The organism is Jeotgalibacillus soli (assembly GCF_000829435.1).
In the GTDB taxonomy this organism is placed as follows: Bacteria; Bacillota; Bacilli; order Bacillales; family Jeotgalibacillaceae; genus Jeotgalibacillus; species Jeotgalibacillus soli.
Genome location: NZ_JXRP01000009.1, coordinates 414,564 through 438,817, shown reverse-complemented (window position 1 = coordinate 438,817; position 24,254 = coordinate 414,564). Strand labels below are relative to the sequence as shown.

21 protein-coding genes, 1 pseudogene and 1 riboswitch are annotated in these 24,254 nt (G+C 40.7%); of the genes and pseudogenes, 7 read left to right on the top strand and 15 right to left on the bottom strand.

The features are described from left to right. Positions 1-50: 50 nt before the first annotated feature. From KP78_RS20560 to KP78_RS05085, 4 genes are all read right to left on the bottom strand, one after another. Complete coding sequence (locus KP78_RS20560) at positions 51-536, bottom strand: sensor histidine kinase (RefSeq protein ID WP_041086851.1); 486 nt, start codon at positions 534-536, stop codon at positions 51-53. Beyond that, positions 505-1,413 carry an MBL fold metallo-hydrolase gene (locus KP78_RS05095; protein ID WP_041086849.1) on the bottom strand — a complete coding sequence of 303 codons (909 nt, stop codon included), beginning with the start codon at positions 1,411-1,413 and terminating at the stop codon, positions 505-507. Before KP78_RS05095 ends, KP78_RS20560 begins: the two co-directional genes overlap by 32 nt. A gap of 87 nt (positions 1,414-1,500) precedes the next feature. Next, positions 1,501-2,820, bottom strand: coding sequence for a Zn-dependent hydrolase (locus KP78_RS05090; RefSeq protein ID WP_235420839.1), 1,320 nt, complete (start codon positions 2,818-2,820; stop codon positions 1,501-1,503). Positions 2,821-2,830: 10 nt separating this feature from the next. Beyond that, positions 2,831-4,042, bottom strand: coding sequence for a M20 peptidase aminoacylase family protein (locus KP78_RS05085; protein ID WP_235420838.1), 1,212 nt, complete (start codon positions 4,040-4,042; stop codon positions 2,831-2,833). A gap of 189 nt (positions 4,043-4,231) precedes the next feature. On the opposite strand from KP78_RS05085, the gene KP78_RS05080 reads away from it, so the two are divergent. After that, a complete protein-coding gene (locus KP78_RS05080) occupies positions 4,232-5,233 on the top strand; it encodes a YeiH family protein (protein ID WP_041086847.1) in 1,002 nt (333 codons plus the stop codon). 67 nt (positions 5,234-5,300) lie between these two features. Continuing rightward, the gene (locus KP78_RS05075) at positions 5,301-6,833 is read left to right on the top strand and encodes an FAD-dependent oxidoreductase (RefSeq protein ID WP_041086845.1); all 1,533 of its coding nucleotides are present in this window, start codon (positions 5,301-5,303) and stop codon (positions 6,831-6,833) included. A 77-nt stretch (positions 6,834-6,910) separates the two neighbouring features. Here the strand turns inward: KP78_RS05075 and proC are convergent, their stop codons facing one another. From proC to KP78_RS05055, 4 genes and pseudogenes are all read right to left on the bottom strand, one after another. Beyond that, positions 6,911-7,717 carry a pyrroline-5-carboxylate reductase gene (gene proC, locus KP78_RS05070; RefSeq protein ID WP_041086843.1) on the bottom strand — a complete coding sequence of 269 codons (807 nt, stop codon included), beginning with the start codon at positions 7,715-7,717 and terminating at the stop codon, positions 6,911-6,913. A gap of 617 nt (positions 7,718-8,334) precedes the next feature. Continuing rightward, positions 8,335-10,019: pseudogene (locus tag KP78_RS05065) on the bottom strand (methyl-accepting chemotaxis protein). Between the two features lie 305 nt (positions 10,020-10,324). Beyond that, positions 10,325-11,290: an ATP-grasp domain-containing protein gene (locus KP78_RS05060; protein WP_041086841.1), complete on the bottom strand. Its 966-nt coding sequence runs from the start codon at positions 11,288-11,290 to the stop codon at positions 10,325-10,327. 19 nt (positions 11,291-11,309) lie between these two features. Next, complete coding sequence (locus tag KP78_RS05055) at positions 11,310-12,374, bottom strand: LLM class flavin-dependent oxidoreductase (RefSeq protein WP_041086838.1); 1,065 nt, start codon at positions 12,372-12,374, stop codon at positions 11,310-11,312. Between the two features lie 74 nt (positions 12,375-12,448). Then, positions 12,449-12,560, bottom strand: a riboswitch (SAM riboswitch). Between the two features lie 751 nt (positions 12,561-13,311). Between KP78_RS05055 and KP78_RS05050 the strand changes: the two genes are divergently transcribed. Continuing rightward, positions 13,312-14,688, top strand: coding sequence for a dipeptidase (locus KP78_RS05050; protein WP_041086837.1), 1,377 nt, complete (start codon positions 13,312-13,314; stop codon positions 14,686-14,688). 61 nt (positions 14,689-14,749) lie between these two features. Here KP78_RS05050 and KP78_RS05045 read toward each other — a convergent pair whose 3' ends face one another. Next, positions 14,750-15,001 (bottom strand): GlsB/YeaQ/YmgE family stress response membrane protein, encoded by a 252-nt coding sequence (locus tag KP78_RS05045; protein WP_041086835.1) that lies wholly within the window; start codon positions 14,999-15,001, stop codon positions 14,750-14,752. 109 nt (positions 15,002-15,110) lie between these two features. Beyond that, a complete protein-coding gene (locus KP78_RS05040; protein ID WP_041086833.1) occupies positions 15,111-15,323 on the bottom strand; it encodes a hypothetical protein in 213 nt (70 codons plus the stop codon). Between the two features lie 245 nt (positions 15,324-15,568). Here KP78_RS05040 and KP78_RS19950 point away from each other — a divergent pair, with 245 nt between their 5' ends. After that, positions 15,569-15,721, top strand: a complete 153-nt coding sequence (locus tag KP78_RS19950; protein WP_157841447.1) for a hypothetical protein — start codon at positions 15,569-15,571, stop codon at positions 15,719-15,721. A gap of 182 nt (positions 15,722-15,903) precedes the next feature. Here the strand turns inward: KP78_RS19950 and KP78_RS05035 are convergent, their stop codons facing one another. Both KP78_RS05035 and KP78_RS05030 read right to left on the bottom strand, forming a co-directional pair. After that, positions 15,904-17,439: a solute symporter family protein gene (locus KP78_RS05035; RefSeq protein ID WP_041086831.1), complete on the bottom strand. Its 1,536-nt coding sequence runs from the start codon at positions 17,437-17,439 to the stop codon at positions 15,904-15,906. Further along, a complete protein-coding gene (locus KP78_RS05030; RefSeq protein ID WP_041086830.1) occupies positions 17,436-17,789 on the bottom strand; it encodes a DUF485 domain-containing protein in 354 nt (117 codons plus the stop codon). Before KP78_RS05030 ends, KP78_RS05035 begins: the two co-directional genes overlap by 4 nt. Positions 17,790-18,172: 383 nt before the next feature. Here KP78_RS05030 and KP78_RS05025 point away from each other — a divergent pair, with 383 nt between their 5' ends. Next, positions 18,173-18,397, top strand: coding sequence for a YuzF family protein (locus KP78_RS05025; protein WP_041086828.1), 225 nt, complete (start codon positions 18,173-18,175; stop codon positions 18,395-18,397). Between the two features lie 99 nt (positions 18,398-18,496). Beyond that, the gene (locus KP78_RS05020; protein ID WP_041086826.1) at positions 18,497-19,390 is read left to right on the top strand and encodes a manganese catalase family protein; all 894 of its coding nucleotides are present in this window, start codon (positions 18,497-18,499) and stop codon (positions 19,388-19,390) included. Positions 19,391-19,471: 81 nt separating this feature from the next. Here the strand turns inward: KP78_RS05020 and KP78_RS05015 are convergent, their stop codons facing one another. Continuing rightward, the gene (locus KP78_RS05015; protein WP_157841446.1) at positions 19,472-20,314 is read right to left on the bottom strand and encodes a sensor histidine kinase; all 843 of its coding nucleotides are present in this window, start codon (positions 20,312-20,314) and stop codon (positions 19,472-19,474) included. A 157-nt stretch (positions 20,315-20,471) separates the two neighbouring features. Further along, positions 20,472-20,912: a hypothetical protein gene (locus KP78_RS18515; protein WP_052474599.1), complete on the bottom strand. Its 441-nt coding sequence runs from the start codon at positions 20,910-20,912 to the stop codon at positions 20,472-20,474. Positions 20,913-21,597: 685 nt separating this feature from the next. Here KP78_RS18515 and KP78_RS05010 point away from each other — a divergent pair. Continuing rightward, the gene (locus tag KP78_RS05010) at positions 21,598-21,792 is read left to right on the top strand and encodes a YwbE family protein (protein ID WP_041086824.1); all 195 of its coding nucleotides are present in this window, start codon (positions 21,598-21,600) and stop codon (positions 21,790-21,792) included. Between the two features lie 70 nt (positions 21,793-21,862). Here KP78_RS05010 and KP78_RS05005 read toward each other — a convergent pair whose 3' ends face one another. Continuing rightward, positions 21,863-24,124 carry a helicase C-terminal domain-containing protein gene (locus tag KP78_RS05005; RefSeq protein ID WP_106388531.1) on the bottom strand — a complete coding sequence of 754 codons (2,262 nt, stop codon included), beginning with the start codon at positions 24,122-24,124 and terminating at the stop codon, positions 21,863-21,865. Between the last annotated feature and the right edge of the window lie 130 nt (positions 24,125-24,254).

The following is a 24,254-nucleotide window of genomic DNA, read 5'->3' as shown; positions in this document are numbered from 1 at the left end:
AAGGCTTAGGTAAGATAATTCGTAATGGTCCGTTCAGCTCGATCTAGCTCTTAAAGAGAAAAACTGATATAAAAGTTCTTTTTCTCCTCTGTAAGGTCTAGGTCCCTTAATAATTGTATAAGCCCCTTTGTAACCGTTAGAGGATTTCTTATTTTAGGCGATATACTTGCAGCAATTTCACTCACGGTTTTTAGTTTTTCAAGCTTTCTTACTTGTATATTAGGCGATATTTCTCTTCTTGCTTTTTCAATAAAACTAACAAATAAGATGACACCGGTAGATTGAGCAATCGAAAAAATGATTAAAAAAGCCATATAGCGCATGTCCATGATCTCCGGGAAGAACAAGAAAATCACAACCATCATATAAAACACACCAAGTAATGAAGCAAGGATAGCAAGATGGACTCTTTTATTTATTTTAACGACATTATTAAATTTAGGGATAATATACCATAATGATATAAGCAGTAAAAGCCAGTCATAAAGACTAGCTTTTCCATCATTAAGAATGATCCGTAAGTCGATAAGTTTCACCAGGCTCCAATCGAATGATGCGATCTCTTTTCTCCCCTGCTGCTATGTATAGACGCTCTAACAATTCTTCACTTTCTCTATGTGAAAGCGAGGGGTGATCGAATAAAATCGGAAAAAGACGGGCAGCTCCACTATCAGAGAATATTGCCCAAGCTTCTTCAGGTGTACAATGAACGAAGCCGCTTCCTCCAATTGGTATGACCGCAACCTCCTTCTTTCCTAGAAAACGCAATTGCTTATACGAAGATACATAAGCAGAATCGCCTGCATACCAGACTCGCTTTTTACCTTTTCGGACTAAAAACCCACAATATCCAAACCGCTCATCCCATGGAAACGGACCTTCGCGATGTTCCACTTTAACACCTGTTACAGTTAGATCATCTCTGAGCTGGTGCTTTTCGCGTATGGATAATTCTTTGATTTCGCTATCCTTTATCTCGTCTAGTAAACGGCTTGCATTTTCCACAGTAATAATCGTCGTTGAAGGACCGGCCAGCTTATTCAGCAGTGCTGAATCCAACTCTGGTATGTAGCCATGCGATAAAAGGATAAGATCTAGATCTCCTATCTCTTTTTCAGACAGTACTGGACGAATATTAATGATAGAGCCATCTCGCTGTTCATGAGTCGATTTAGAAAGATTGGGATCTGTAATGATCCTCACACCGTTCAAATTCATTAAGACGGTTGACTGACCGAGCCATGAAAATGTAATATCCTCTTCCGACCATTCATGAGGCTTAGGCTTATGCACTGGTTCTAATTCCTGCTGTTTTCGTTTAATGACGTGACTGCTGTAATGGGCAGCTGCGGCGAGAAGAATGCCTCCGCTCAACCATGCGATTGCTTTGAGTAAAGAAATAATTCCTTTCAAGTATTGCCACCCCCTTCTCTCTTTCTATCATTCTGAAAGAATTGAGTTTCACCAAAAATATCAAAGATTTACAGCCTTCCCCCCACCTTATTGCTCACTCGCCTTTTTAATCACTTCACTCAGAACTTTTACGCCAATGACGCAATCGTCAAGCGTGGTCCATTCCTCTGGACTATGGCTTTTCCCGTTTACGCTTGGCACAAAAATCATACCGGCATGCGTGTATTTTCCGATATTCATCGCATCATGTCCTGCTCCGCTGTGAAGCTTCATGGAGCCAACCTTAACTTGTTCAGCTGCTTCTTGAATCCAGCTTTGAATATGATCAGGGACAAGCATTGGATCAACGGTCACACCGTCCTTCACTGACACTGTGAGTCCACGTTTCTCGGCAATTTCATGCGCTTTTTTCGTGATTTCTTCTACTAATCGATCACGTGCTGATGCGTCGATATCCCGGACATCCACATCCGCTTCCACGTGACCGGAAATCACATTTGTTCCGTTAGGTGTCACGACCATGCGCCCCACTGTTGCAACAGCTGTTTCACTAAAGAGCGCTGGAAGCTTTTCGATTTCTGTAATCCATTCAGCCGCGGCAGCGACACTGTCCTTACGGCTATTCATAGGGGTATTTCCTGCGTGGTCCGTACTGCCGTGGAAGGTAAATGTACGCCAGGAAGGACCTGCAATGCCCGTTACAACACCGATTTTCTTTTGCTGCTGCTCCAGTTTTTTCCCTTGTTCTATGTGGAGCTCGAGAAAGCATTCAATGGTTTTAGGATCACGATAGCAAGATGCAGCCTCTTTTGGAAGATATCCCTCTTTCTCCATCGCATCGTACATACTTATTCCATTATCATCGACAAATTGATGCAAGGATTCAGCCGTGATTTCTCCCATTAACGCTCTGCTCCCAAATAAACCGTTGAAAAACCTTGTTCCTTCTTCATCACGAAAGACCACGACTTCAACCGATCGTTTCGGTTTATAGCCTGAAGCTTTTAATGCTTTGACAGCGAGCAAGCTGCTAATACAGCCAAGTGGTCCATCAAAGGCACCGCCATGTGGAACAGAATCCAAGTGCGATCCTGTTAGCACAATCGGAAGCGAAGGATCCTCACCCTCCCATCGTCCAAAAAGATTTCCTACGGCATCCTCATGAACATCCAGTCCCAATTCTTTAAGCCACTCTTTAAAGCGGTTATGTGCCAGAATTTCTTGTTCTCCAAAAGGAGGACGTGAAAACCCCCCGGATTCCTGCTGACCAAACTCATTAACGAGAGCCAGCTTTTCTGCTACTTCCTTTGCATCAATAAAAGGATACGACAACTCCTCATTCATTGATGCCATTAAACGATCACGCGAAAAAATGTTTTTCATGACGACAGCTCCGATCTCACTCATAGTAATGGTATTAAGCCTTTCCCTGCTTACCCGCTTTTTCAAACAATTTAATAATAGAAGCCGTGACAACAGCTACTCCATTCCCTATCGCTTGAAGATTAAATTTCATATTAGGATGATGAAGCCCTGGCTCCAAATCTGTTCCCAGCCCGATCATCGTTGCTTGAAGATTTGGTTTTTCCTTTGGATAAAAATGAAAATCCTCTCCTCCCGGAGTAACGGGTGATGCTGCGAGTGATTTTTCTCCTAAAACGTCTTTTATTGCGCTTCCAACAATGGTTTCCATCAACCGATTGGGCTTTGCCGCTGCCATTTGTGCACCAATATTTATATGTACAGTCGCTCCATTTGCCTCACCTCCAGATTGAACAGCTTTTATCACTCGCTCAACCAGCCAATCCATCGCTTCATTGGTCTGAGCCCTCATATCAATACTGAATTCGGCTTCATCCGGTATAATATTGATGCTATCTCCTCCAGCTCTTACTTGTGTGACCTTCGCTGAGCTTGGTACGGTAGGATCTACTTTGACGGCATTGACTGCTGCAATAATCGCACCAAGAGAGTCCACCACATTAATCCCTTGGTTAGGCCTTGCTCCATGCGCCTGCAGCCCTTTGATTGTTCCTTTTAACATCGCAGCAGCTCCATGATAAATGGCCGGCGATACTTCATTAAATCTCAGCTCATTTATGGGACGGACATGGATTCCGAGCAAATAATCAATGTCCTCGATTACCCCATTTTTAATAAGTGCTTTTGCACCATTTCCAGATTCTTCAGCAGGCTGAAAAATCACTTTGAAGCAGCCATTCTCCGGCTGAAAATTAATCTCTTTCAAGCATCGAATTGTATTAAGTGCAATGGTCATATGTGCATCATGTCCACAGGAGTGATTAGCTTTCCACTCACCATTCACATTTTGCCATAACGCATCCATGTCAGTACGCAAAGCAATGGTCGGACCAGCTTCAGAAACCCCCTTCCACGTTACCACAATGCCATAATGACCCTCAAATGTCTCATAGGAAACCCCGATTTTGTCCAACTGACTGCATAGAAAGTTTCTAGTATTTTCTTCTTTCCAGCTAACCTCTGCCAGCTCATGAAGCGACGCATAGGTATCCAACAGAAGCTGATTATTTTTCTTTACCCAATCGTTAATCTTTTTCATACGATCACATATCCCTTTCTCATCTAAAGTGCTTATGTATGCGTTCACTACTCTTCAAGTAAGTTGAAAATCTCCTTGAAGAATGTCTGTTTATTTTATCATTCATATTTCGATAATAGGCACTATTCTATGTTTTTAATCATTTTTTGTTCCATTTATTTTATAAGACAAAAACATTTTTATTCTCTCGTATGTTCGGTATGCTAAAAGAATGACCGGCAGATAGGAGAACGTAGAATGAACCGAACATCAGATTGGTGGTTAGGTGTTTTATTTACTGCCTTTATAGCATTTTTAGGCTATGGAGCAGCATTAATTCCAGGAGTAAATTTTTTAGGGCCGATGGCGTGTGCAATTTTTATCGCCATTCTTTTTCGTCAGATTTTTGACTATCCTGAAAAATGGAGAAGAGGAATCGAATTTTCAACGAAAACATTACTGCGCCTGGCGATCGTGTTATATGGCCTTCGATTAAGCATGGATACCGTATTCGAAGACGGCCTTTCACTATTAGTTTTTGGTGTGCTTAGTATCGTTTTATCAATCGTATTAATGATTTTTCTAGGTAAATGGTGGAAAGCTGATCCATCCATTTCATTATTGACAGGAGTAGGCATCGGCGTGTGCGGTGCTGCAGCGATCGCAGCGATTGCACCTATTGTGAAAGCAAAGGATGAAGACACCGCGCTCAGCGTTGCTATTATCGCATTGATCGGGACTGTTTTTGCGGTCATTTATACGATTATTCAGCCGATCATGCCACTCACCGATTCACAATACAGTGTATGGACTGGACTCAGCTTACACGAGCTTGCGAATGTTGTTCTTGCCGGTGCTGCTGCAGGTGATGAAGCATTGGCACTCGCTCTTCTTGCAAAACTGGGCCGGGTATTATTGTTAATCCCGCTGAGTTTTATTTTTATCTTATGGATGAAAAACAAACACTCAAGTAATGCTGATTCAAACATCTCTTTCCCTTGGTTTTTGCTTGGATTTATTGGTATGAGTTTAATTGGGAGCTATGTAATAGACGAGGTCATTTTTGTTCCTGCAGCTGTCCTTGACAGCATCACGGCTTTTTCTAGCTTTATTTTAACAATGGCTATGGTCGGTCTCGGTTTAAATATAAGCCTGGCTGATTTGCGAAAGCGGGCGTGGAAGCCATTTTTACTCGCGATTGCCGTATCTATCTTTCTTTCGATTATAATGTTCGGCGCTGTAAAACTGATGAATATTTGATTCATAATGTCCTCCCTTTTTCTCCATACTAAGGAAATCCCGAATTAAGAAAATTGGAGGCAACGAAATGAATGATCAAAATGAACAAAAATCGTATTGGCTATCGGCTGACTCAGAGCCAGAATATCCTCCTTTGGAAGAAAGTCACGAGACAGATGTTGTCATAGTCGGAGGCGGGATTACAGGCATCACCGCTGCCTACATATTATGCAAGCAAGGAGTCCGCGTCACCGTTGTGGATGCAAGTCAAACTCTTTCTGGCACAACAGGCCATACAACAGCCAAAATCACCGCGCAGCACGGTGTTATTTATGACGAGCTAATCCAGCATTTTGGCGCTGAACGAGCTCGGCATTTTTATGAGTATAACCAACAGGCCGTTGATTGGATTCGCACCACTATTCAAGAAGAACAATGGGATTGTGACTTTGAGACGCAGGACGCTTGGATTTATGCGGAATCGGACGCATCGGTTCCACAGCTAGAGAATGAGATAAAAGCATACGAACAATTAAAGATCCCTTATCGTATTGAAAAATCACTCCCTTTTTCGATTCAAAGCGAAGGGTCGCTTGTAATGGAAAATCAAGGCCAGTTTCACCCAGTAAAGTATTTAAAAGCGATGATGGGCAGGATTACAGCAATGGGCGGCAAGATTCATGAAAATACGAAAGCCATCGATATTCACGAGGGAACAAATATTCAGGTGACGTTAGAGAAGGGACATGTATTAACGTGCCAGCATGTCATTGTAGCCAGCCACTTTCCGTTTTATGACGGGCTTGGATTGTATTTTGCCAAGATGAAACCAGAACGATCTTATTTAATCGCGGGACCCTGGCAAGGAAATAATACCGGTGGAATGTACATATCAATAGGGCAGCCGGTTCGTTCTATTCGTTTTTTTACAATGAATGGAACAAAAGGCATTCTTGTCGGAGGGGAGCAGCATGCAACGGGGCAAGGAAAGCCCATGCATCTTCATTTTGAAGCGCTGCGCGAGTTTGCAAAAGAAAATTTAAGTGCCGCCGCAGACTTTACCTATCAATGGTCTGCGCAGGATTATACAACACTTGATAAGCTTCCTTATATTGGCTCCATCACCAATCGGCATTCAAGAATTTTAGTTGCTACAGGTTATCGAAAATGGGGAATGTCTCAAGGCACCATGGCAGCTCAAATATTAAGCAACCGCATCATTGGAAAATCCGAGCATAAGTCATCTCTATTTGATCCTAGCCGTTTCCATCCTGACCCCGCCATTAAAAAGGCCATCTCCATTAATGCTGATGTGGCGAAGCATTTAGTAAAAGGAAAACTTGAAATGCCCAGCATCAATCTGGAAGACCTTCCAAGCGGGGAAGGTGCACATGTCAGCTGGAATGGGCAAACAATCGGCGCCTATCGTGACGACAAGGGGAAAATCTGTGCTGTAGATATCACCTGTACGCATCTAGGCTGCTCGGTAAATTGGAATAAAGCGGAGAAATCATGGGACTGTCCATGTCACGGCTCTCGTTTTACTGTGGAAGGAGAAATCCTTGAAGGTCCAGCCATGAAGCCGCTTGCTGTTATTCAAACAGAGCCTGCTGACCAATAAAAAGAAGGCTGATGTTATGCTATTGAAAGGTCCTCCGATCAACGGAACTCTTTTCTTTGCATTCGTCAGCCTCTTTTCTATTTTCCAAGCTCTTTTACTTTATCTGTACAGCTCTCCATCGCACTTATGATTGCCCCGCGGAATTGCTCCTTTTCAAGAGTGGAAACCGCTGCAATCGTCGCCCCTCCCGGAGAACAAACCTGATCTTTTAAAACTCCAGGATGAAGACCAGTATCAAGCACCATTTTAGCCGCACCTAAAACGGCCTGCGCTGCCAATTTATATGCCTGATCACGCTTTAACCCTTGTTTTACTCCCCCGTCCGCCATTGCTTCAATCATCATATAGACATAGGCAGGCGATGATCCGCTGATTGAAGGAATCGCATCCATCAAAGACTCAGGAATCACTTCTACCTCTCCAAATGTTTGAAATAGTCGTTTTATCTCCTCAGCTTCTCGCTCCGTCACTTGGTCATTTGTACACATCGCACTCATGCCTGCTCCTGCCAATGAAGGAGTATTAGGCATTGTGCGTACAACCTTTACGCTGCGGCCAAACATCTTCTCAATTTTTTCTGTCGTTATACCTGCTGCAATTGTCACAATAATGTCGCCCTCTTGAATGAAATCTTTTATTTCATCGATCACTTCGGTATGTAAATTAGGTGCAACGGCCAGAAAAAGAATAGATGCTTTCTTTGCGGCCTCAATATTTTGTTCAAAAGGCTTTATCCCGTATTCACGCGCTGCCTTCTCTCTTGTTTCAGCTGTTTTTGACGTAATGACAATGCTTGACGGCTGAACAACGTTCGAACGAATCATCCCGGCAATCATCGCTTGAGCCATTTTTCCACAGCCAATAAATCCTATCTTCTTTTCCATCTAAAAAGCCTCCTGAATTGTTGTCTTTGACCAAATCATATAAGAATTTGGTTAGAAAAGCGATGGAAAACTTTGAAGAGAACAAAAATTTTATACACAATAAATAAACCGCAAAGAAGCCTTAACTTCTATGCGGACATAAAAACCTACCTTCTTTTTGATCTTGTCAGCATCCAGGCTATACCACCGCCAACGATTAAAATGGTTATAATGATCGTGACAAGCGACATACTAAAAAACGGCAGTTCCTCCATAAAATCCTCTCCTTTAAATATCTAAGCCATTCCCTTTTCCTTTAAAAATAAAACCTTGACAGATCTCCAACTTCTATATGTGTAATTTCCTTCCTTATCAAGGATAATATTCATCCTTTTCCATGAAAATTATTTTTTCCTTATTTATAAGGATATACCTATTTCACACTCGTTTTGAACGATTAACCAAAACAGGTGAATAAAATGACCAGTTCCAAGGAGGAACTGGTCATTTATGATTTATTTCTGTTCATCTCTGTTATCTCTGTTCGCTAAAAACATTTCCAATTCCTTTATATATCAATGGTTCGTGGATGCTTTAGTTCGTTGAAGGGGTCAGGCCCCTTCAACGAACTAAAGGATTTACACGTTAAATTTTGCAATCTCACTTTGCAGTTCTTGAGCAAGTCTGCTTAGAGAGTCAGCTGATGCTGTTATTTCTTCCATGGATGCCAGCTGTTCTTGCGCCGCAGCTGCTACTCCTTGTGTATTCATTGAGATGTCGGCTGAGGTTTGTGTAACTTGGTCCACAGATACGGTTAGCTGTTCTGTGGTTGCCGATATTTCCCTCGTTGCAGCTGATACTTCCTGCACTTGTTCAGTTACCTTTTGAATGGAACGTAAAATATTTTGGAATGCTGCTCCTGCTTGGTTAACGATAGCTGTTCCAGACTCAACCTCTTCTGTTCCTTTGTTCATTTCATTAACTGCTTTATAGGTGTTCTCTTGAATATTTTGAATTAATGCAGCAATCTGCTCTGAGGATTTCTGGGATTCCTCCGCAAGCTTCCTTACTTCATCTGCCACTACCGCAAAACCTTTCCATGTTCTCCAGCTCTTGCCGCCTCTATTGCTGCATTTAGCGCAAGAAGATTGGTTTGATTTGCAATATCACTGATGACTTGAACAATTTGTCCAATCTGTTTTGAATTTTCCCCTAAACTTTGAATAACAACAGCAGTTTCCTTTACGGAATTATTTACTCCCTGCATTTGACGAATAGTTTGATCAATGACCAGATTCCCCTGTTCAGCTTCTTTCAGTACCTCTTGCGTTGATTCAGAAACCGCCACAACAGACTCAGCCATTTGCTGTAGACCGACAGCACTTTCATCCATCACTCGCTTATTTTCTTCCATGCTTCTAATTTGCCCATCAGCCGCACCTGATATATCCTGTACAGCTTCAGCTACTTGATTTGCTGATTGAGAGGATTGTTCTGAAGCAGCAGACAGTTCCTCCGAGGACGCTGCAACCTGCTCAGCGCCCTCGTTCACTTTTCGGATCAATTCCCTCAAGTTTTGTTTCATTTGATTAAATGATAACGCCATTGCTCCGATTTCATCTTTGTTTTTCACTTGAACATCTTGTATCGAAAGGTTTCCATCCGCAATTTGTTCAGCTGCTTCAGCAACTTCTATAACTGGTTTTGAAATGATGCGGCTAATGTAAAGAGCGATGGCAACTCCGATTAATAAGGCAATAATTGAAACGATGAGAATAAAATTTCGTGCTTCTGCTGCTTGTGCAGTCGTATCAATATTTCCTTGATCCAATTCTGCCTGATTATATTCTTCTAATTCTATCGCTTTTTCAGAGAATTGAGCAGTGAGAGGAACGATCACATTCGCAAAAAGCTGATTATAACCATCTGTGTTTCCTTCAGCCTGGTAGACGATGATTTGTTCTGCAGCTTCATTATATTCAGCTTGAAATCCTTTTAATTCGTCCAGCATCTCTTTTGCAGGACCGCTTTCAGTAAGAGTTCCGAGCTCTTCAGCAGCTGCATAGTATTGCTCGCTCGCACTTTTATAGCTTTGCAATGCTGAATCAGCACCTGTCGTCACATATCCTCTAAGATGTCTGGATTCCTCTGACACCTGATATTTCATTTCTTTTGCAAGCAGTACTTTTGCTGCCTGCTCTTCCACTAATTCTGTGTACGAAGAGTTAATGGATTGGATTTGTACGATACTAAATGCTGTGATGATCCCTAAAAGGAAAAGTACGCCAAAAAAACCGCTAAATAATTTTTTTCTAATATTCACACCGTATTACCTCCAGTGACATTTTCATATATAGTTTGATAAAACTATTCCCTATATAGAGAATATATTACTATTCTGATATACTTATCAAGCAAAATTTATTATGGTACTTTATATTGAGTTTACATTTTTAAAATAATATAAAAGACCTATTTATTATAGAATATAATTATTATTTTCAATTATCAATTTCTACGCCTCGTTTATAAACATCATACCTATTACCTTTTTCTTTATATTGCTCACAAAAAACCTGAGCCCTTCAAAGAAAAGAGCCCAGGTTATAGTAATCGAACGTATTGTTGTCAATTTGTTTCTGTCAGTTTCGGAATATGTCCCATCTTATTAAGCTCCTGCTCTAGGAATTTAGCCAACTCAAGCATGCCGTATATTCCATACTTCGCTTCTGCATCCGCGTTATAGTTTGTATTCGTATTGATATCGTACGTATAAACCGTACCTTCTGCATCACGAATAAATTCAATTCCTGCAACAGAGATTTCATTTGCTGCTAAAAAGGACTCAAATTGAGCAATGATTGGATCCTCAAAGTTTTCTACGACTTGAAATTTGGGCTTTTCTTCTGCTTCTTCGCCGACCGGGCAATATACATCTCCTATCTGGCAAACGTCAGCAGGGCATAGCTCAAACCCTTCTGACGTATCCACTCGAACAGCATAAACAAACCTCCCGCCGACAAACTCACATCTTGTAATGTATGGTTCAGGCGCCTGAATGTATTGCTGAATTAATGTAATGCCGTCAACAGGCAGTTCAAAATCCTCTCCGTTCACATACTCTTTTACCCCTTCAATCGAATGAAAAAGCTGAACGCCAAGTCCTTTACCTGCACGGTTATGTTTTGTAATAAACGATTTCTCACCAAGCTTTTCTGCTGCTTCAATTATTTGTTTTCTGCCTACAGCTGCTATGGTTTTAGGTGTCTTAATTCCATGGGCGTTCAATGCCATATATTGATTTACTTTACTGACTTCAAGTCTTAATGCCCTGCTGCCGTTATGGACTCTTCTTCCGTGACGCTCAAGCCACGCGAGCACCGACTCAGTTAATTCTGGTGCATAACGATGACCCCGTGTATGGGAAGAAGCACTCATACGGCTGTAAAAAACTCCTTCAGGCGGTTCCTCTGTAAGATCCACAATCCCCTCATCCAAATGCCATGTTTCAAAAGGAACACCAATTTCCTCAAAACGCTTTGTCAAATGAACCGTCCATTCATCATTTTCATGCAGTATATACACTTTTCCCATCTTAAAAAACGCCTCCTTTTTAATTTTGTGCTATTGATCGATTGGCAAGCTCTCGTTTTTTCTCAACAAGCGGCATTACTTTCTTTGAGAATCGCTCCATTTCTTCCAGCTGAGGTGAAAATTGCAGCAGCAATAGATCAAGCCCGGCTTTTTCAAAGGCGACGATGCGATCTGCAATCTGTTCTGGTGTACCGATCAAGTTGGGTCTCAAGCCTCTGTTAGATACGGAATAATCCATTAGCTTTACCTGCTGCTCCAGTTGCGATTTGCTGACAAAATCGTTGTATCCTGCATAGCCGCTTCCTTCTTTCACATCCGTGATTCGTGTAAGTTCTTTCTGCACTTCCTCTTCTGTATCGCGGCAGATGATATAGGCAGCCATCCCGAATGAACGGAATGGTTCTTTTTTTGCCGAAGCACGACGCTGTTTCATATCGTTGATTTTGATTTCGATTTCTTCTAGCGTTCCGCCGTGCATCACATACGCGTCGCAATGCTCCACAATGGTTTCTTTTCCACGCGGGCTTTCTCCGCCTGCATAAAGAATGGGATTTGGACGCTGCACTGGCTTCGGTTCAAGCTTCGTACCTTCCAGATCATAGAATTTACCGTTATAATTGAATGTCTCTTCTGTCCAAAGACCTTTTAGCACCTGCAAAAATTCTTCCGTTCGATCATATCGTTCATCATGCTCTGTAAAAATTCCTCCGTACTGCTTCGCTTCTTCCGCCCACCAAGCAGACACAACATTAAGCGTAAATCTACCATTACTGATTTGATCAATATTGGCAGCCATTTTTGCCGCAATTGCCGGGTTATGAAAGCCCGGACGAACCGCCGTCATAATTTCAATTTTATCTGTAACTGCGGCTAGCGCAGCGGCAGTCGACCATGCTTCTAGTGAATCCCGTTCAGGACCCTTAATATCATTTAAATAAAGCTCCGCAATCAATGTTGTATCGTAACCCCATTGCTCTGCTGATTGAACGACTTTTTTTGCGTAATCAAAGGTTGGGGGCATGTACTCTTCTTCAACATTGCGCAGCCATCCTCCAAAAATGGGAAGCCAAAATCCATATTTCATTATACAATTCCTCCATTTCCAAATAACAAAAAAACTTCTCCTAAGATAGAAGAAGTTAAGCTTTAGGGGCTTCTATCTTATCTCTCAGGAAACAAACAAGCTCCCGCTGGATGTAGCACCTTTCTGACAAACGTCAGCGGCTGCCGGGCTTCATAGGGCCATTCCCTCCACCACTCTTGATAAGAAATGATTTACTTATTAAATTAATCCTATAACAGCAGTAGGTTATTCGTCAACTTCCGCTTGAAGCATTATGATTTATTGCATAATTATGGTGCCTGAAAATAAAAAGCATGCTGAAAATAAATAAGATGTTTTATGTATTGTCATTCGTGAAATATTTTTTAAAAAAAGCACAAAATAGATGGGGATTCTTGAAAAAGGAGAATTCTAAGAGTAAAGTAAGGAGAAATAAACTAATTGGTTGACCGTATTTACGAGAATAAAAACTTACATAACACCTAAGACAACGAAAGCCCTACCTCTCTTTCGTCCTTACGGCTCCTCGACCGTGCCAGTGTGAATCAGACATTACTACAATAAATGGATAACCATTTATGAGTATCTGGATTTTGGGCTGAAAGGGTTCAATTACTGAAACCAATAGTTAAGAAGTAAAACATGGAATGGTCCTTTGATACGCAGAAAATAGTGGATGCCGCTGATTCATGCAGGAGCGCATGGCGACATGCTTAGAGGTTTAGTTACCTATAGACGGTGTCAAACGAACTTTTACTGCTCTGTGACCTCACTCATTAGCGAGTCAACATCATTCAGGCCTATAAACGCCAGACCTTTTATTAAATTTAGATTGGATATTGAGAACCAATCAATACTCTCGTAAATCGATCAACCTTTATTGTAACTCACTACCCTTTTTTTGTCAAGTCTGTATGATTTGTATAAATTGAAAATCATTTTTTAGGAGGGATCATTGATGCAAAATACCATTAATGACTATTTAGCAAGTAACCGAGAAAAACATTTAAAGGAACTAACAGAATGGCTATCCATTCCAAGTATCAGCTCACTCTCAGCGCATAAAGAGGATACAATAAAGGGTGCTGAATGGCTTGCACAAGCTTTAAAAGATATAGGGATGGAAAACGTGGAGCTTTACCCGACAAAAGGTCATCCCGTCGTGTATGCTGACTGGCTCCATGCTGAAGGAAAGCCTACAGTTTTAATTTATGGCCATTATGATGTTCAACCGGTTGACCCGCTGCATCTTTGGGAAACTCCTCCTTTTGTGCCGACTGTTCGAGAGGATAAAATCTATGCTCGGGGGGCTACGGACGACAAGGGACAATCCTTTATGCACCTTAAAGCAATCGAAGCCATCATGCAGACTCAAGGAGAGCTTCCTGTTAATGTGAAATTTTTAATTGAAGGGGAAGAAGAAATCGGGAGTGTTCATCTTCCTGAATTCGTTGAAAAGAATCAAGAGCTGCTTGCTTCTGACGTCATTTTGATTTCAGATACCGGGATGCAGGAAAAAGGAAAGCCTGCTATTTGCTACGGGCTGCGCGGACTTGCAGGTGTCCAAATAGACGTAAAAGGAGCAAAGGGTGATCTTCATTCTGGTCTATACGGAGGTGGTGTGCAAAATGCCATTCATGCTCTAGTGCAGTTGCTTGACTCCTTCCGGGACGAGAATGGGGTCATTCAGGTAGACCGGTTTTATGAGAAGGTCGAGCCAATTACAGATGAGGAAAAGAAAGCATATGAGGCATTAAACTTTTCAGAGGATGAACTAAAGAAAGAGCTTGCTGTATCTGAATTGTTCGGTGAAGAAGGCTTTAGCTATCTTGAACGGACATGGGTTCGCCCGACATTAGAGGTTAACGGTGTATGGGGAGGCTTCCAAGGGGAAGGAATCAAAACCGTTTTGCCGAACGAAGCCCATGCAAAAATTACTTGCCGCCTTGTTCCCCATCAGGACCCTGATGAAATCGTAATGCTGCTGACAAAACATATTCATGCGCATATGCCAGCAGGCGTCGAAGTAACGGTTACGCCTTTCGATAAGGGTGCTCCTTATGTAACTCCTTATGATCACCCTGCTATTCAAGCTGCTGGCCGATCATATGAAAAAGTGTATGGCGTGCCGACAGCATATACTCGAGGAGGCGGCTCGATTCCAATTGTTGCTACCTTTGATCAAATTCTGAAAAAGCCAATTGTATTAATGGGATTCGGTCTTCCAGGTGAGAATTTCCATGCACCGAATGAACATTTCCACTTAGAGAATTTTGACCAAGGACTCCGTGTGATTGCAGACTATTTATATGAAATTGTTCAATCACTTGATTAAAAGCATTTAAATAACAGTCTGAGAGCCGCTTGTGAAAGCGGCTCTCAGACTGTTGCATTATTTATTTTTTTCTTACTGCTCGTGCAATTATTACGAGCAAGAACACAACAATGATTGCACCTATAAGTGCAGGGAATATATAAAATCCGCCTAATTGAGGACCCCAAGCGCCAAGGAGTAAGCCCCCTAACCAAGCCCCAACAATCCCCGCTACGATATTTCCTATAATTCCACCCGGAACATCCTTACCAATAATAATACCGGCTAACCAGCCTATAAGTCCGCCCACAATTAATGCAATAATAAGTCCCATAAATGACCCTCCTATATGATTGTTATATCATTCACTTTCCCTCTAAACATTAGTGCTTAAACTATATTTTGAAAATAAAAAACAATCTTTTGATTTCATCGAATGAAGTTCATGATTGCATTAATCTATTGCTGGCAATCACACGATACAGCGTACTAATTGGTTTATTTTCCTGTTCCCATTCTTCTGTAATCACAACTGGAATTTCAAATGTTTTTTCCATTTTTATCATTAACTCCGCATAAGATTCATCCAGGTGATTACCTGATGTAACACGGGCATATAGCTCCTCAAATTCATCCAAAAATGCTTCAATTTTCATTCTATTGCTTCCTTTCTTTTGCATGCTAATAAGCAAGCCATTCTCTCTTTGATATTCTATTCCCATATAACATTCAATTTAAAACCTAACTGTACATATTGGTTCTATTTTCTTTTTCATATAAAATTGATTGATTTTTCAGTATAAATCAACATATCGAAGTTCGTCTTTTTATGTCAATTACTTGTGAATCAAACCTTCTTCAGCTATGATATAAGCAAATTTAATGGAAGAGGATGATAGCAATGGCTGATAAGAAAAAAAGCGAGGAATTGCTGGATAAAGCGGTTAAAACGGTTAAAAGCGATTCAGACGAAGAAAAGACAGCTGTAGAAAAAACAGTTGAAGAATTGCGTGAATACAATGAAGAAAATGAAGAAAAAGAAAAGGATAAATAGTAAAATAAGCCGCTGGATTCACGATGCAACGGCTTTACTTGTATGAGCTATTTTATTTTCTTGAAATCCACAACACAACATCCGATTTTGTTTGCTTGATTATCAAAACTACTTCCTATGAAAAGGACAAAAAGCCCCAGTATGCACCGGGGCTTTAATTGAATTGAAATTATTGCCTTACATTATAATGTCTCACGGTAACCCGTGTCTGCCTTAACCTTAACCTCAGCATATTTTTTAGTATCTTCTTGCTTACTAGACACTAATGTCCCAATTACAGCTCCTATAAAGCCAAGCGGGACAGAAACAAGCGCTGGATTCGTTAATGGGAAGATTGGATCGCCGGTAATCATGGCCGTTCCTTCAGGGCTAAATACATTCGGACTTAAAATAACGAGAATGAGAGATGAAATAAGCCCCGTTAACATACCAGCCATTGCTCCTGTTGTATTAAACTTCTTCCAATAAATTGTGAAAATAATAACTGGTAAATTAGCACTTGCCGCTACACAGAAAGCTAAAGAAACAAGGAAAGCAACGTTTAGATTTTGTGCAAATAGAGCAAGTAAAATTGAAAATATTGATACTCCAAGAGAAGCATAACGCGCTGCAAGCATTTGCTCTTTCTCTGTAATTTTTCCTTTTTTAATGATTTGTCCGTAAATATCATGCGCGAAGGCTGAAGCCCCTGACAGTACGAGCCCTGCAACTACCGCCAAAATCGTCGCAAAAGCAACAGCTGCTACAAAGGAAAATAATAGGTCTCCTCCTAATACTTGAGCGAGTAAAGGAGCGGCCATATTCCCTGCAGGATTCTCACTAATAATCGCTTCTCTGCCAACAAAAGCTGCTGCTCCAAAGCCTAAGAAAATGGTCAATACATAGAAAATGCCAACAATCCATGTCGCCCACATTACTGAACTTCGAGCGGTTTTTGCATCTCTAACTGTGAAAAATCGCATTAAAATATGAGGTAGTCCAGCCGTTCCAAGTACGAGCGCAATCATAAGCGAAATCGTATCCAGCCCAACCGTGTATCTCGCACCCGGATTCAAATAATCTGCTCCAAGCGGTGTTGCCGACTGCATCTCGCTAAACATTTGAAATAAATTAAAATCAAAGCGAGAAAATACCAGGAAGGAAATAATGACGGTTCCTACCATTAATAGCACAGCTTTAATGATTTGAACCCAGCTAGTTGCGGTCATCCCGCCGAATATTACATAAATCGTCATCATAATACCAACAAGTAAAACGGCCATCCAATACTCAATTCCAAAAAGTAATTGAATTAATGCTCCGGCCCCAACAAGCTGTGCGATCATATAGAAAATAACAATGGTAATGGAACTAAGTGCGGCAGTGCCGCGAACCTTCTTGGCCTGAAAACGTGCATTGATCATATCCGCCAGCGTATATTTTCCAAGGTTGCGCAGCGGCTCGGCTACAATAAACAACACAACAAGATAGGCAACAAGATATCCAATACTAAAAAAGAAACCATCAAAGCCAAATAATGCAATTGCACCTGCGATCCCTAAAAAAGATGCTGCTGATAAATAATCCCCAGCAATGGCAAGTCCATTTTGCCAGCCAGTCAGCCCTCCTCCCGCTGTATAAAACTCACTAGCGGTATTCGTTCGTTTTGCAGCGAAGTACGTTATGGCAAGCGTTATCCCCACTATGATCAAAAACAAACTAATGACGGTTGCATTCATAGATCCTGACCTCCCTCAACCCCATTTTCTTTCAATACTTCTTCTGCCATTTTGTCAAAAACAGCAGCTCTTTTCATATAAATAGTTACTAATACCCATGTCATAATAAATAATGAAAGCGCATACAACCAAGTCCATGAAATAACCCCGATTGCTGGAGTATTTAAGAACGTTGTGTAAGAGGTTAAAATAGGAAATAGTAGATAAAGACTGAAAAAGATGATGACAGATGGTACAAGAAAACGTTTTTTAGCTTTTGTTAGCTCAAGATACTTACTGCTTCTAGCAATTTTTTCAAAATCTTGGACTTTCTGCTGTTTCTGCGAACTCTTCTGAACCCTATTCGTCATACTTCCACCCCACTTCAGTAATCTTATCCAAAAAATCTGAATAAATAAAATTTAAGCCACTCTCGGTTGAATGTCAATTCATTTCTAAATTAACTTAATAGTTTTTCAATTTCCTGGACAATCTTACATTTTAATTCGCCCCTAAATTAATAGGCTAATAGACTATATTAGTCTATTTTAATAGTTCTCATGCATTATATTATCTCCTTTTTTTGAATAAAAGAAAGAAAAAAACGCTAGCTAGTACAAAGGATCTTTTGAATAGGATTAATCTCAGCTCAAACACTGTTTTATTTTTCTATTTTCAAACTACCTATTGGCTGTCACCACCATCAGCCTATGGCCATACAATATGGCGATTGCAAAGAAGGGGTGAACTGGAAATGAATGGTCAACCACAGCAAGCTGTACAGTTAAGGAGTGCATTTGATCCTTATGTTTATCAAACGTTAATGTCGGTCGTTGGCAAAAACATAGTCGTACAAACAACTAAAAATCCTATTCAAGGGCTTTTAAGCAAGGTAACGCCTGATCACATCGTCATTGAGATTAACCGAACTCCTTTCTTTATTCGTATCCAGGAGATTGTCTGGGTCTCTCCTTCGTAAACAGCAATTGATGAAACATATTCTCCCCCGTTCTATCATACAAATAGCCAGAAGCGATCAAACGTTTATTTTTTATTGAACGTTGGAGGGGGAGAATTTATGTTTAAACGAGTGAACAAACTGCTAATCGAGCTCCCTGCACCTGAGTATGGTGATGCCAATGCTGCTGCCGCCGTACAGGAGCTGCTTGGCGGAAAGTTTGGAGAAATGTCGACACTAAATAACTATATGTACCAGTCGTTTAATTTTCGTCAAAAAAATAAACTTAAACCCTTCTATGACCTGGTTGCGAGTATTACTGCCGAGGAATTCGGCCATGTTGAGCTTGTCTCAAACACCATTAACCTGCTTCAAAAGGGTACAACCTTCACAGCTGAACCGGATTTGACACCGCTTCAAAATGCGAAAAATAAGCGGAACACCTATGCTTTTTTAGCTAACGCTCAGACTTCGCTTGCTGGCGATTCCATGGGAAATCCTTGGCGGGGGGATTACGTGTTTTCAAGCGGAAATTTAGTGTTGGACCTTATGCATAACTTCTTCCTTGAATGTGGTGCGAGGACACATAAAATGCGCGTATATGAAATGACTGACCACCCAACTGCACGGGAGCTGATCGGCTACTTGCTTGTTCGCGGAGGTACACATGTCCTCGCCTACGCAAAAGCAATAGAAATGGCTACCGGTGTTGATTTAACAAAGATGCTTCCTGTACCAAGCTTGGATAATCGTGTTTTTGATCATGCGAGAAAATACGAAGACCAAGGCGTCGGAAATGTCTTATTCACGTGGAATGATGCGGGAGATTATCAAGATATCCGCGCAATCTGGAAAGGTACCAACCCAAGCAGCGGTCAGCCGCTTGTTGTACAGGACGGTACTCCACAGGGAGCACCCATTCCAGAGCTTGACGACCTTCCTGAAGAATTTGCACCAGGCATCGGCCGTGATGAATATGAACAGATCGCTCGCCGTTTGATGGAGAAAATGTGAAGTAAGAGCTTACTACTAATAGGATCTGCGATTTGGTCGATATCTTCAAAAACGCTCAGATCGTTATCTGAGCGTTTTTGGTCATCGTTTATATAATTCGCTGAATTCATACTGCGGCAGCTTAATTCTAAATGTTGTCCCCATCGGACTGCTTTCATGCACACTGATCTCACCACGGTGTTCAAAAATAATTTTTCTTACAAACGGAAGCCCAACACCCATCCCATTGCTCTTAGAGGAAATAAAAGGATCAAAAATTTCTTCCCAATTTTTTGCCTGTATACCGTGGCCGGTATCGATAATATCAATATAAATTTGATCAGCCAGTATAATTGTCTCAATCTTAATACTTCTTGCTTCTTTCTCTTCAGTAATTGATTCACAGCTATTTTTAATTAAATTTATAAATACTTGCTTCAAGAAGGTTTCACTAACATAAGCCTTTAGCGGCTTATATTTTTTTTCAAAAAAAAGATCTATCCTTTTCTCTTTTACCATTTCTGACACGATATCGATTGCACCATCAATTACTGTATTTAAATCAACCATTTTAAAATCTACTGAATTTCTATTAATATAGACAGCATAGTTTCGAGTTAAATCCTCTAGCTGCTTTGATGCCTTTTGAATCATTTGTACCATATGGGTACTCTCTGTTGTCAATGGTGTTGATTGAGGCAGCATTTTGGAGTAAGCCTTAATAATTTGCAAATTATTATTAACCTCATGAATTAAACTAGTCGTTAGCTCACCAGTATAATCTAGCTTTTTTTGGCGCTCCGTTAACCGATTGTAATTAATCGTCATTAATGTATTCATTTTGACAAAAGAAAAGATAATAATAGATGAAAAAATAATTACCCCAACACTGCTTATGATCGCACCTGTACCAGGGATGAAATTCATAAAACCTGTGATAAACAACAGAAAAGAACATAAAGAAAAAGCACCTAGAAATTCTTTTAAATAAACATTTTGAATCCCTCGGGAGATAAAATAAATAATGATTAATAAGAAAACAAAACTGCTGGTATGGAGTAAATAAAGATAATGCAGATCCCCATAAATCGGAAAGTACAAGCTAGTATCGGAGTAATAAACCTTGACTTCCTTTAATCCTTACTATGCCAAGCTTTGTCCAGTTAATAAAGTAAATGACCACACTTCCGATTCCAAACAACCACAGAAATTTACGGTTAAATAACGATAAAAGGATTCTATAATAAGCAGCGTTTTTAAAATTTGGTGAATGTCTATGTATAATAAGGTAAGCAATATAAAATGTAACAGGTACGATAAATGTAGGCCCCCTTCGGAAGAACTGAAATAATTGTAAAATCAGATCAATAGAGATCATATCCTTTAAATATAGGACGCCAATGTCAATTTGCCAAAGACTAATCAGCAGCATAAAAAGCAATAACGTAACGCCTAATTCCGATCCTCTGTAAATTCTCAATACATTTATCGCTAATACAATAGGGATTAATCCTATCGCAATAATTAATAGTGAAATAATCAAATTTATTCAATCCTTTTTATCCTGTTAGTGTGCATTATGTTTTGCCCTAAATACATAATGACTATATCGGTGCTATTAACCGTTTTATAAAAGTAATCTACAAGGTGCAGCTAAACTACTTTGATTTTACTTTTAACCGTTTTAAACTCCACTCCATCGCTTTATTAAAATAATGATTGATCTGCTTAATGAGATCGTATCACGTTTTTTAATTATTGGCTTTATTAAACGTGTCTGTTGATTGCAGCATGAAGGCGATCGCTTTCCGCAACGCGGGCGGTGAGCCTTCTCGGTGCAGACGCGGAGGGCACTGAAAGAGTAAGGTTTTCAAAAACAGCGAAAAATCAATCCCCACTTTATCTCTCTTTTTTCAAAAAAATGTAGTGGTTATATCCCATAATCAATCGTAAAATCAATGTTATTTTGGGAATTGATTTTACGAGTTTAAAAATGAGCGACTTTTTCAGCAGCCTAGCAGACGCACCTGTGGGGTCTCACCTGTCCCGCTTCCGCCTGCAGGAGTCTTGCGCCTTCCGCTACTACAAATCAACGAAGTGCAAAATCAACAATGGACTTTAATAAAGCTTAATTATTAGAACCATTTACTCCTATGCTCTTTTTTTCATTTTCCATGGTATGATTAAGCCAACCTATACAATAATGATTAAGAAAGTGAGGCTACAATATGAATGGACAGCAGCGAAGCAATATTCGTCCGGGACTTGAAGTCGATATCGTACTAAAACAGGATCAGAGAAGCGGCAAGCTTACACGTGGAATTGTGAAGGATCTTTTAACAAAATCACCGAATCATCCACATGGGATTAAAGTTCGCTTAGAGGATGGACAAGTAGGTCGAGTGAAAAATATACATACTTAAAAAACAGCTGGCTTTTGCTTGTAAGAAAGCGAAGGCTAGCTGTTTTGTATTTACTATTTAACGATCGTTTTCACCATTCTGGCGGCAACAATTGCCGGTAAAGCGGAGATGTGAATCGGTCATCTATTAGCAGCAGTGTTCCATGGTCTGTCTCAGAACGTATTAATCTCCCTCCTGCCTGAAGCACCTTATTAATACCTGGAAATACATACGCATAGTTGTAGCCATTTACCCCTTGCTCCTGAAAGTATTTTTTCATTTGCTCACGCTCCACACTGAGCTGCGGAAGACCTACTCCAACGATCGCAACACCCGTCAGCCGTTTTCCCGGAAGATCCACCCCCTCGGAAAACATTCCACCCATAACAGCAAATCCTATGACCCTATTTTCAGCCGCCTCAGAGAAACTGGTAATATACTCCTCCCTCTCCTCTTCTGTCATGAGTTGTTTTTGAACCATCATTTTCATTCCGTCACCCGGCATGATCTGTTTCCATCGATCCATTGCTCTATCCATATAATAAAAGGATGGAAAAAATACAAGGAAGTTTCCAGCCTGCTCTTTTATCTCTTTTTCTAATGTGTAAAGAATGGTATCCAACGTTCTCTCACGGTCCCTGTACTTCGTTGAAATCGGATAGGTTTTCACATCCAATTGTTCACGGTGAAAGGGTGATGGAATCGTCAAAACATAATCATCGGCTTCTCCACCCAGCAATCTTCTTACATAAGGAAGAGGCGATAGTGTAGCAGAAAAAAAGATGCTTGCTTTATAGCTTTTTGTTGTACTTTTGACAAATGCTGACGGGTCCATGCAGACAATTTTCAGCATGACATCCTGATTTCTTTTTTCAATCAAGCAATAAAACTGTTCATCCATTAACTCGGCCACTTTCAGCATTTGCTGCGTTGAAAAATAGAGATTGATCAGCGTTTCATCCGTTTCTTCTCTTCCTTGGGCGATAACTCTTTCAGCCTCAGAATAAAAATCGTTCAATGCTTCTATGATTTCCTGAGGCATCTCCTTCAGAATCACATATTCATCGTTTTCACACATTTTTTTACAAGCCAAAAATGCTTTATTTACGCGTTTTGCAGCTTGAACAAGCGTCAAATGCGCCCCCTTAGACAATACTAGAAACGGTGATTTCCATAGAACAGCTGAGTACATCTCGCGCGCACGATCGACCAGGTTGTGGGCTTCATCGACAAGCAATACTGTTGAATGCTTTTGTTCCCCCATGATTCGTTTTCTCGCGACTCTCGGATCGAATACATAGTTGTAATCTCCGATCATGGCGTCCGCTATATAGGAAAGGTCCATTGAATATTCAAACGGACAAACACGATGCTTTTTGGCATACGTTTCTATGACACCGCGCGTCATCATCGTTTCATTACTAAGAATATCTAGTACTGCCCCATTGATGCGATCAAAATGGCCATCAGCATATTCACAATAGCTCTTTTGACAGATCGTTTGCTCCTTGAAGCAAATTTTATCCTTTGCCGTCATCGTTACCGAAGACAAATGCAGTCCCGTTTCATTCATTAGATTCAATGCTTGTTCTGCTGCAGTTCTTGTAATCGTTTTAGCCGTAGAATAGATTAGATGACTCGCAGCCCTTTCCCCCATAGATTTAACCGTTGGAAAAATTGTGGAGATTGTTTTTCCAATTCCTGTAGGTGCTTGTACAAAAAGCGTTGATTTCTTATTAATCGTTTTATACACAGCACCAGCCAGGTTTCGCTGTCCTTGCCGAAAGTGGTCAAATGGAAAGTTTAATTGTTTAATCGATTCATTTCGCTTGTGTTGATGCCGCTCCAATAATAAGGCAAACGGGGCATAATGCTGAATCATTTCTTCTACTTCTTTTTGGAGAGCTGCGCGGTCATATGTTTCTACAAATCGCTTTATTTCTTTTGTAGAGGATTGAACATAAGTGATTTGCACATTGATTTGATCAAGTGAACGGTCTTCTGTCACGATCCATGCATAAACGACTGCTTGAGCGACGTGAACCTTAGAAGGATCTGTCACCTCATCTAACAGCTGCGATGTCGATTTAATCTCATCAATGATTACTTGTCCATCAACAGATAAGATCCCGTCGCAGCGTCCTTCAAGCAAAAAGACATACCCGTCCACTTCCATTTCCCGAGACAGAGGCACTTCTTTTTGATTCTGTACTTCATATTTACGTTGAATTTCCTGATGAATTCGGACTCCTTCCGTCATAGCCGTCTGACTTCCGATACGCGCATCAATGCTTCCTGCACGATACACGTACTCCGCCAATCGTCTTGCAGAAATTTTTATAACCTCTGTCACAGCCATCCCTTCCTATCTACTTTGCTCCTTTTATTTTAACCCTTTTGACAGGAAAAAACAGGTACCTTGTCAGGTAACCTCCTGTTAGTCATTTTGTGAAAGGCTTCGAGCACGAGTCGAATTCGAACAG

What these genes read in the sequence shown, in the direction of transcription:
- KP78_RS05090 (WP_235420839.1), bottom strand. Translation starts at nt 2,820, where the DNA reads ATGAGTGAGATCGGAGCTGTCGTCATGAAAAACATTTTTTCGCGTGAT.
- KP78_RS05080 (WP_041086847.1), top strand. Translation starts at nt 4,232, where the DNA reads ATGAACCGAACATCAGATTGGTGGTTAGGTGTTTTATTTACTGCCTTT.
- KP78_RS05075 (WP_041086845.1), top strand. Translation starts at nt 5,301, where the DNA reads ATGAATGATCAAAATGAACAAAAATCGTATTGGCTATCGGCTGACTCA.
- proC (WP_041086843.1), bottom strand. Translation starts at nt 7,717, where the DNA reads ATGGAAAAGAAGATAGGATTTATTGGCTGTGGAAAAATGGCTCAAGCG.
- KP78_RS05060 (WP_041086841.1), bottom strand. Translation starts at nt 11,290, where the DNA reads ATGGGAAAAGTGTATATACTGCATGAAAATGATGAATGGACGGTTCAT.
- KP78_RS05055 (WP_041086838.1), bottom strand. Translation starts at nt 12,374, where the DNA reads ATGAAATATGGATTTTGGCTTCCCATTTTTGGAGGATGGCTGCGCAAT.
- KP78_RS05050 (WP_041086837.1), top strand. Translation starts at nt 13,312, where the DNA reads ATGCAAAATACCATTAATGACTATTTAGCAAGTAACCGAGAAAAACAT.
- KP78_RS05045 (WP_041086835.1), bottom strand. Translation starts at nt 15,001, where the DNA reads ATGGGACTTATTATTGCATTAATTGTGGGCGGACTTATAGGCTGGTTA.
- KP78_RS05040 (WP_041086833.1), bottom strand. Translation starts at nt 15,323, where the DNA reads ATGAAAATTGAAGCATTTTTGGATGAATTTGAGGAGCTATATGCCCGT.
- KP78_RS19950 (WP_157841447.1), top strand. Translation starts at nt 15,569, where the DNA reads ATGGCTGATAAGAAAAAAAGCGAGGAATTGCTGGATAAAGCGGTTAAA.
- KP78_RS05035 (WP_041086831.1), bottom strand. Translation starts at nt 17,439, where the DNA reads ATGAATGCAACCGTCATTAGTTTGTTTTTGATCATAGTGGGGATAACG.
- KP78_RS05030 (WP_041086830.1), bottom strand. Translation starts at nt 17,789, where the DNA reads ATGACGAATAGGGTTCAGAAGAGTTCGCAGAAACAGCAGAAAGTCCAA.
- KP78_RS05025 (WP_041086828.1), top strand. Translation starts at nt 18,173, where the DNA reads ATGAATGGTCAACCACAGCAAGCTGTACAGTTAAGGAGTGCATTTGAT.
- KP78_RS05020 (WP_041086826.1), top strand. Translation starts at nt 18,497, where the DNA reads ATGTTTAAACGAGTGAACAAACTGCTAATCGAGCTCCCTGCACCTGAG.
- KP78_RS05010 (WP_041086824.1), top strand. Translation starts at nt 21,598, where the DNA reads ATGAATGGACAGCAGCGAAGCAATATTCGTCCGGGACTTGAAGTCGAT.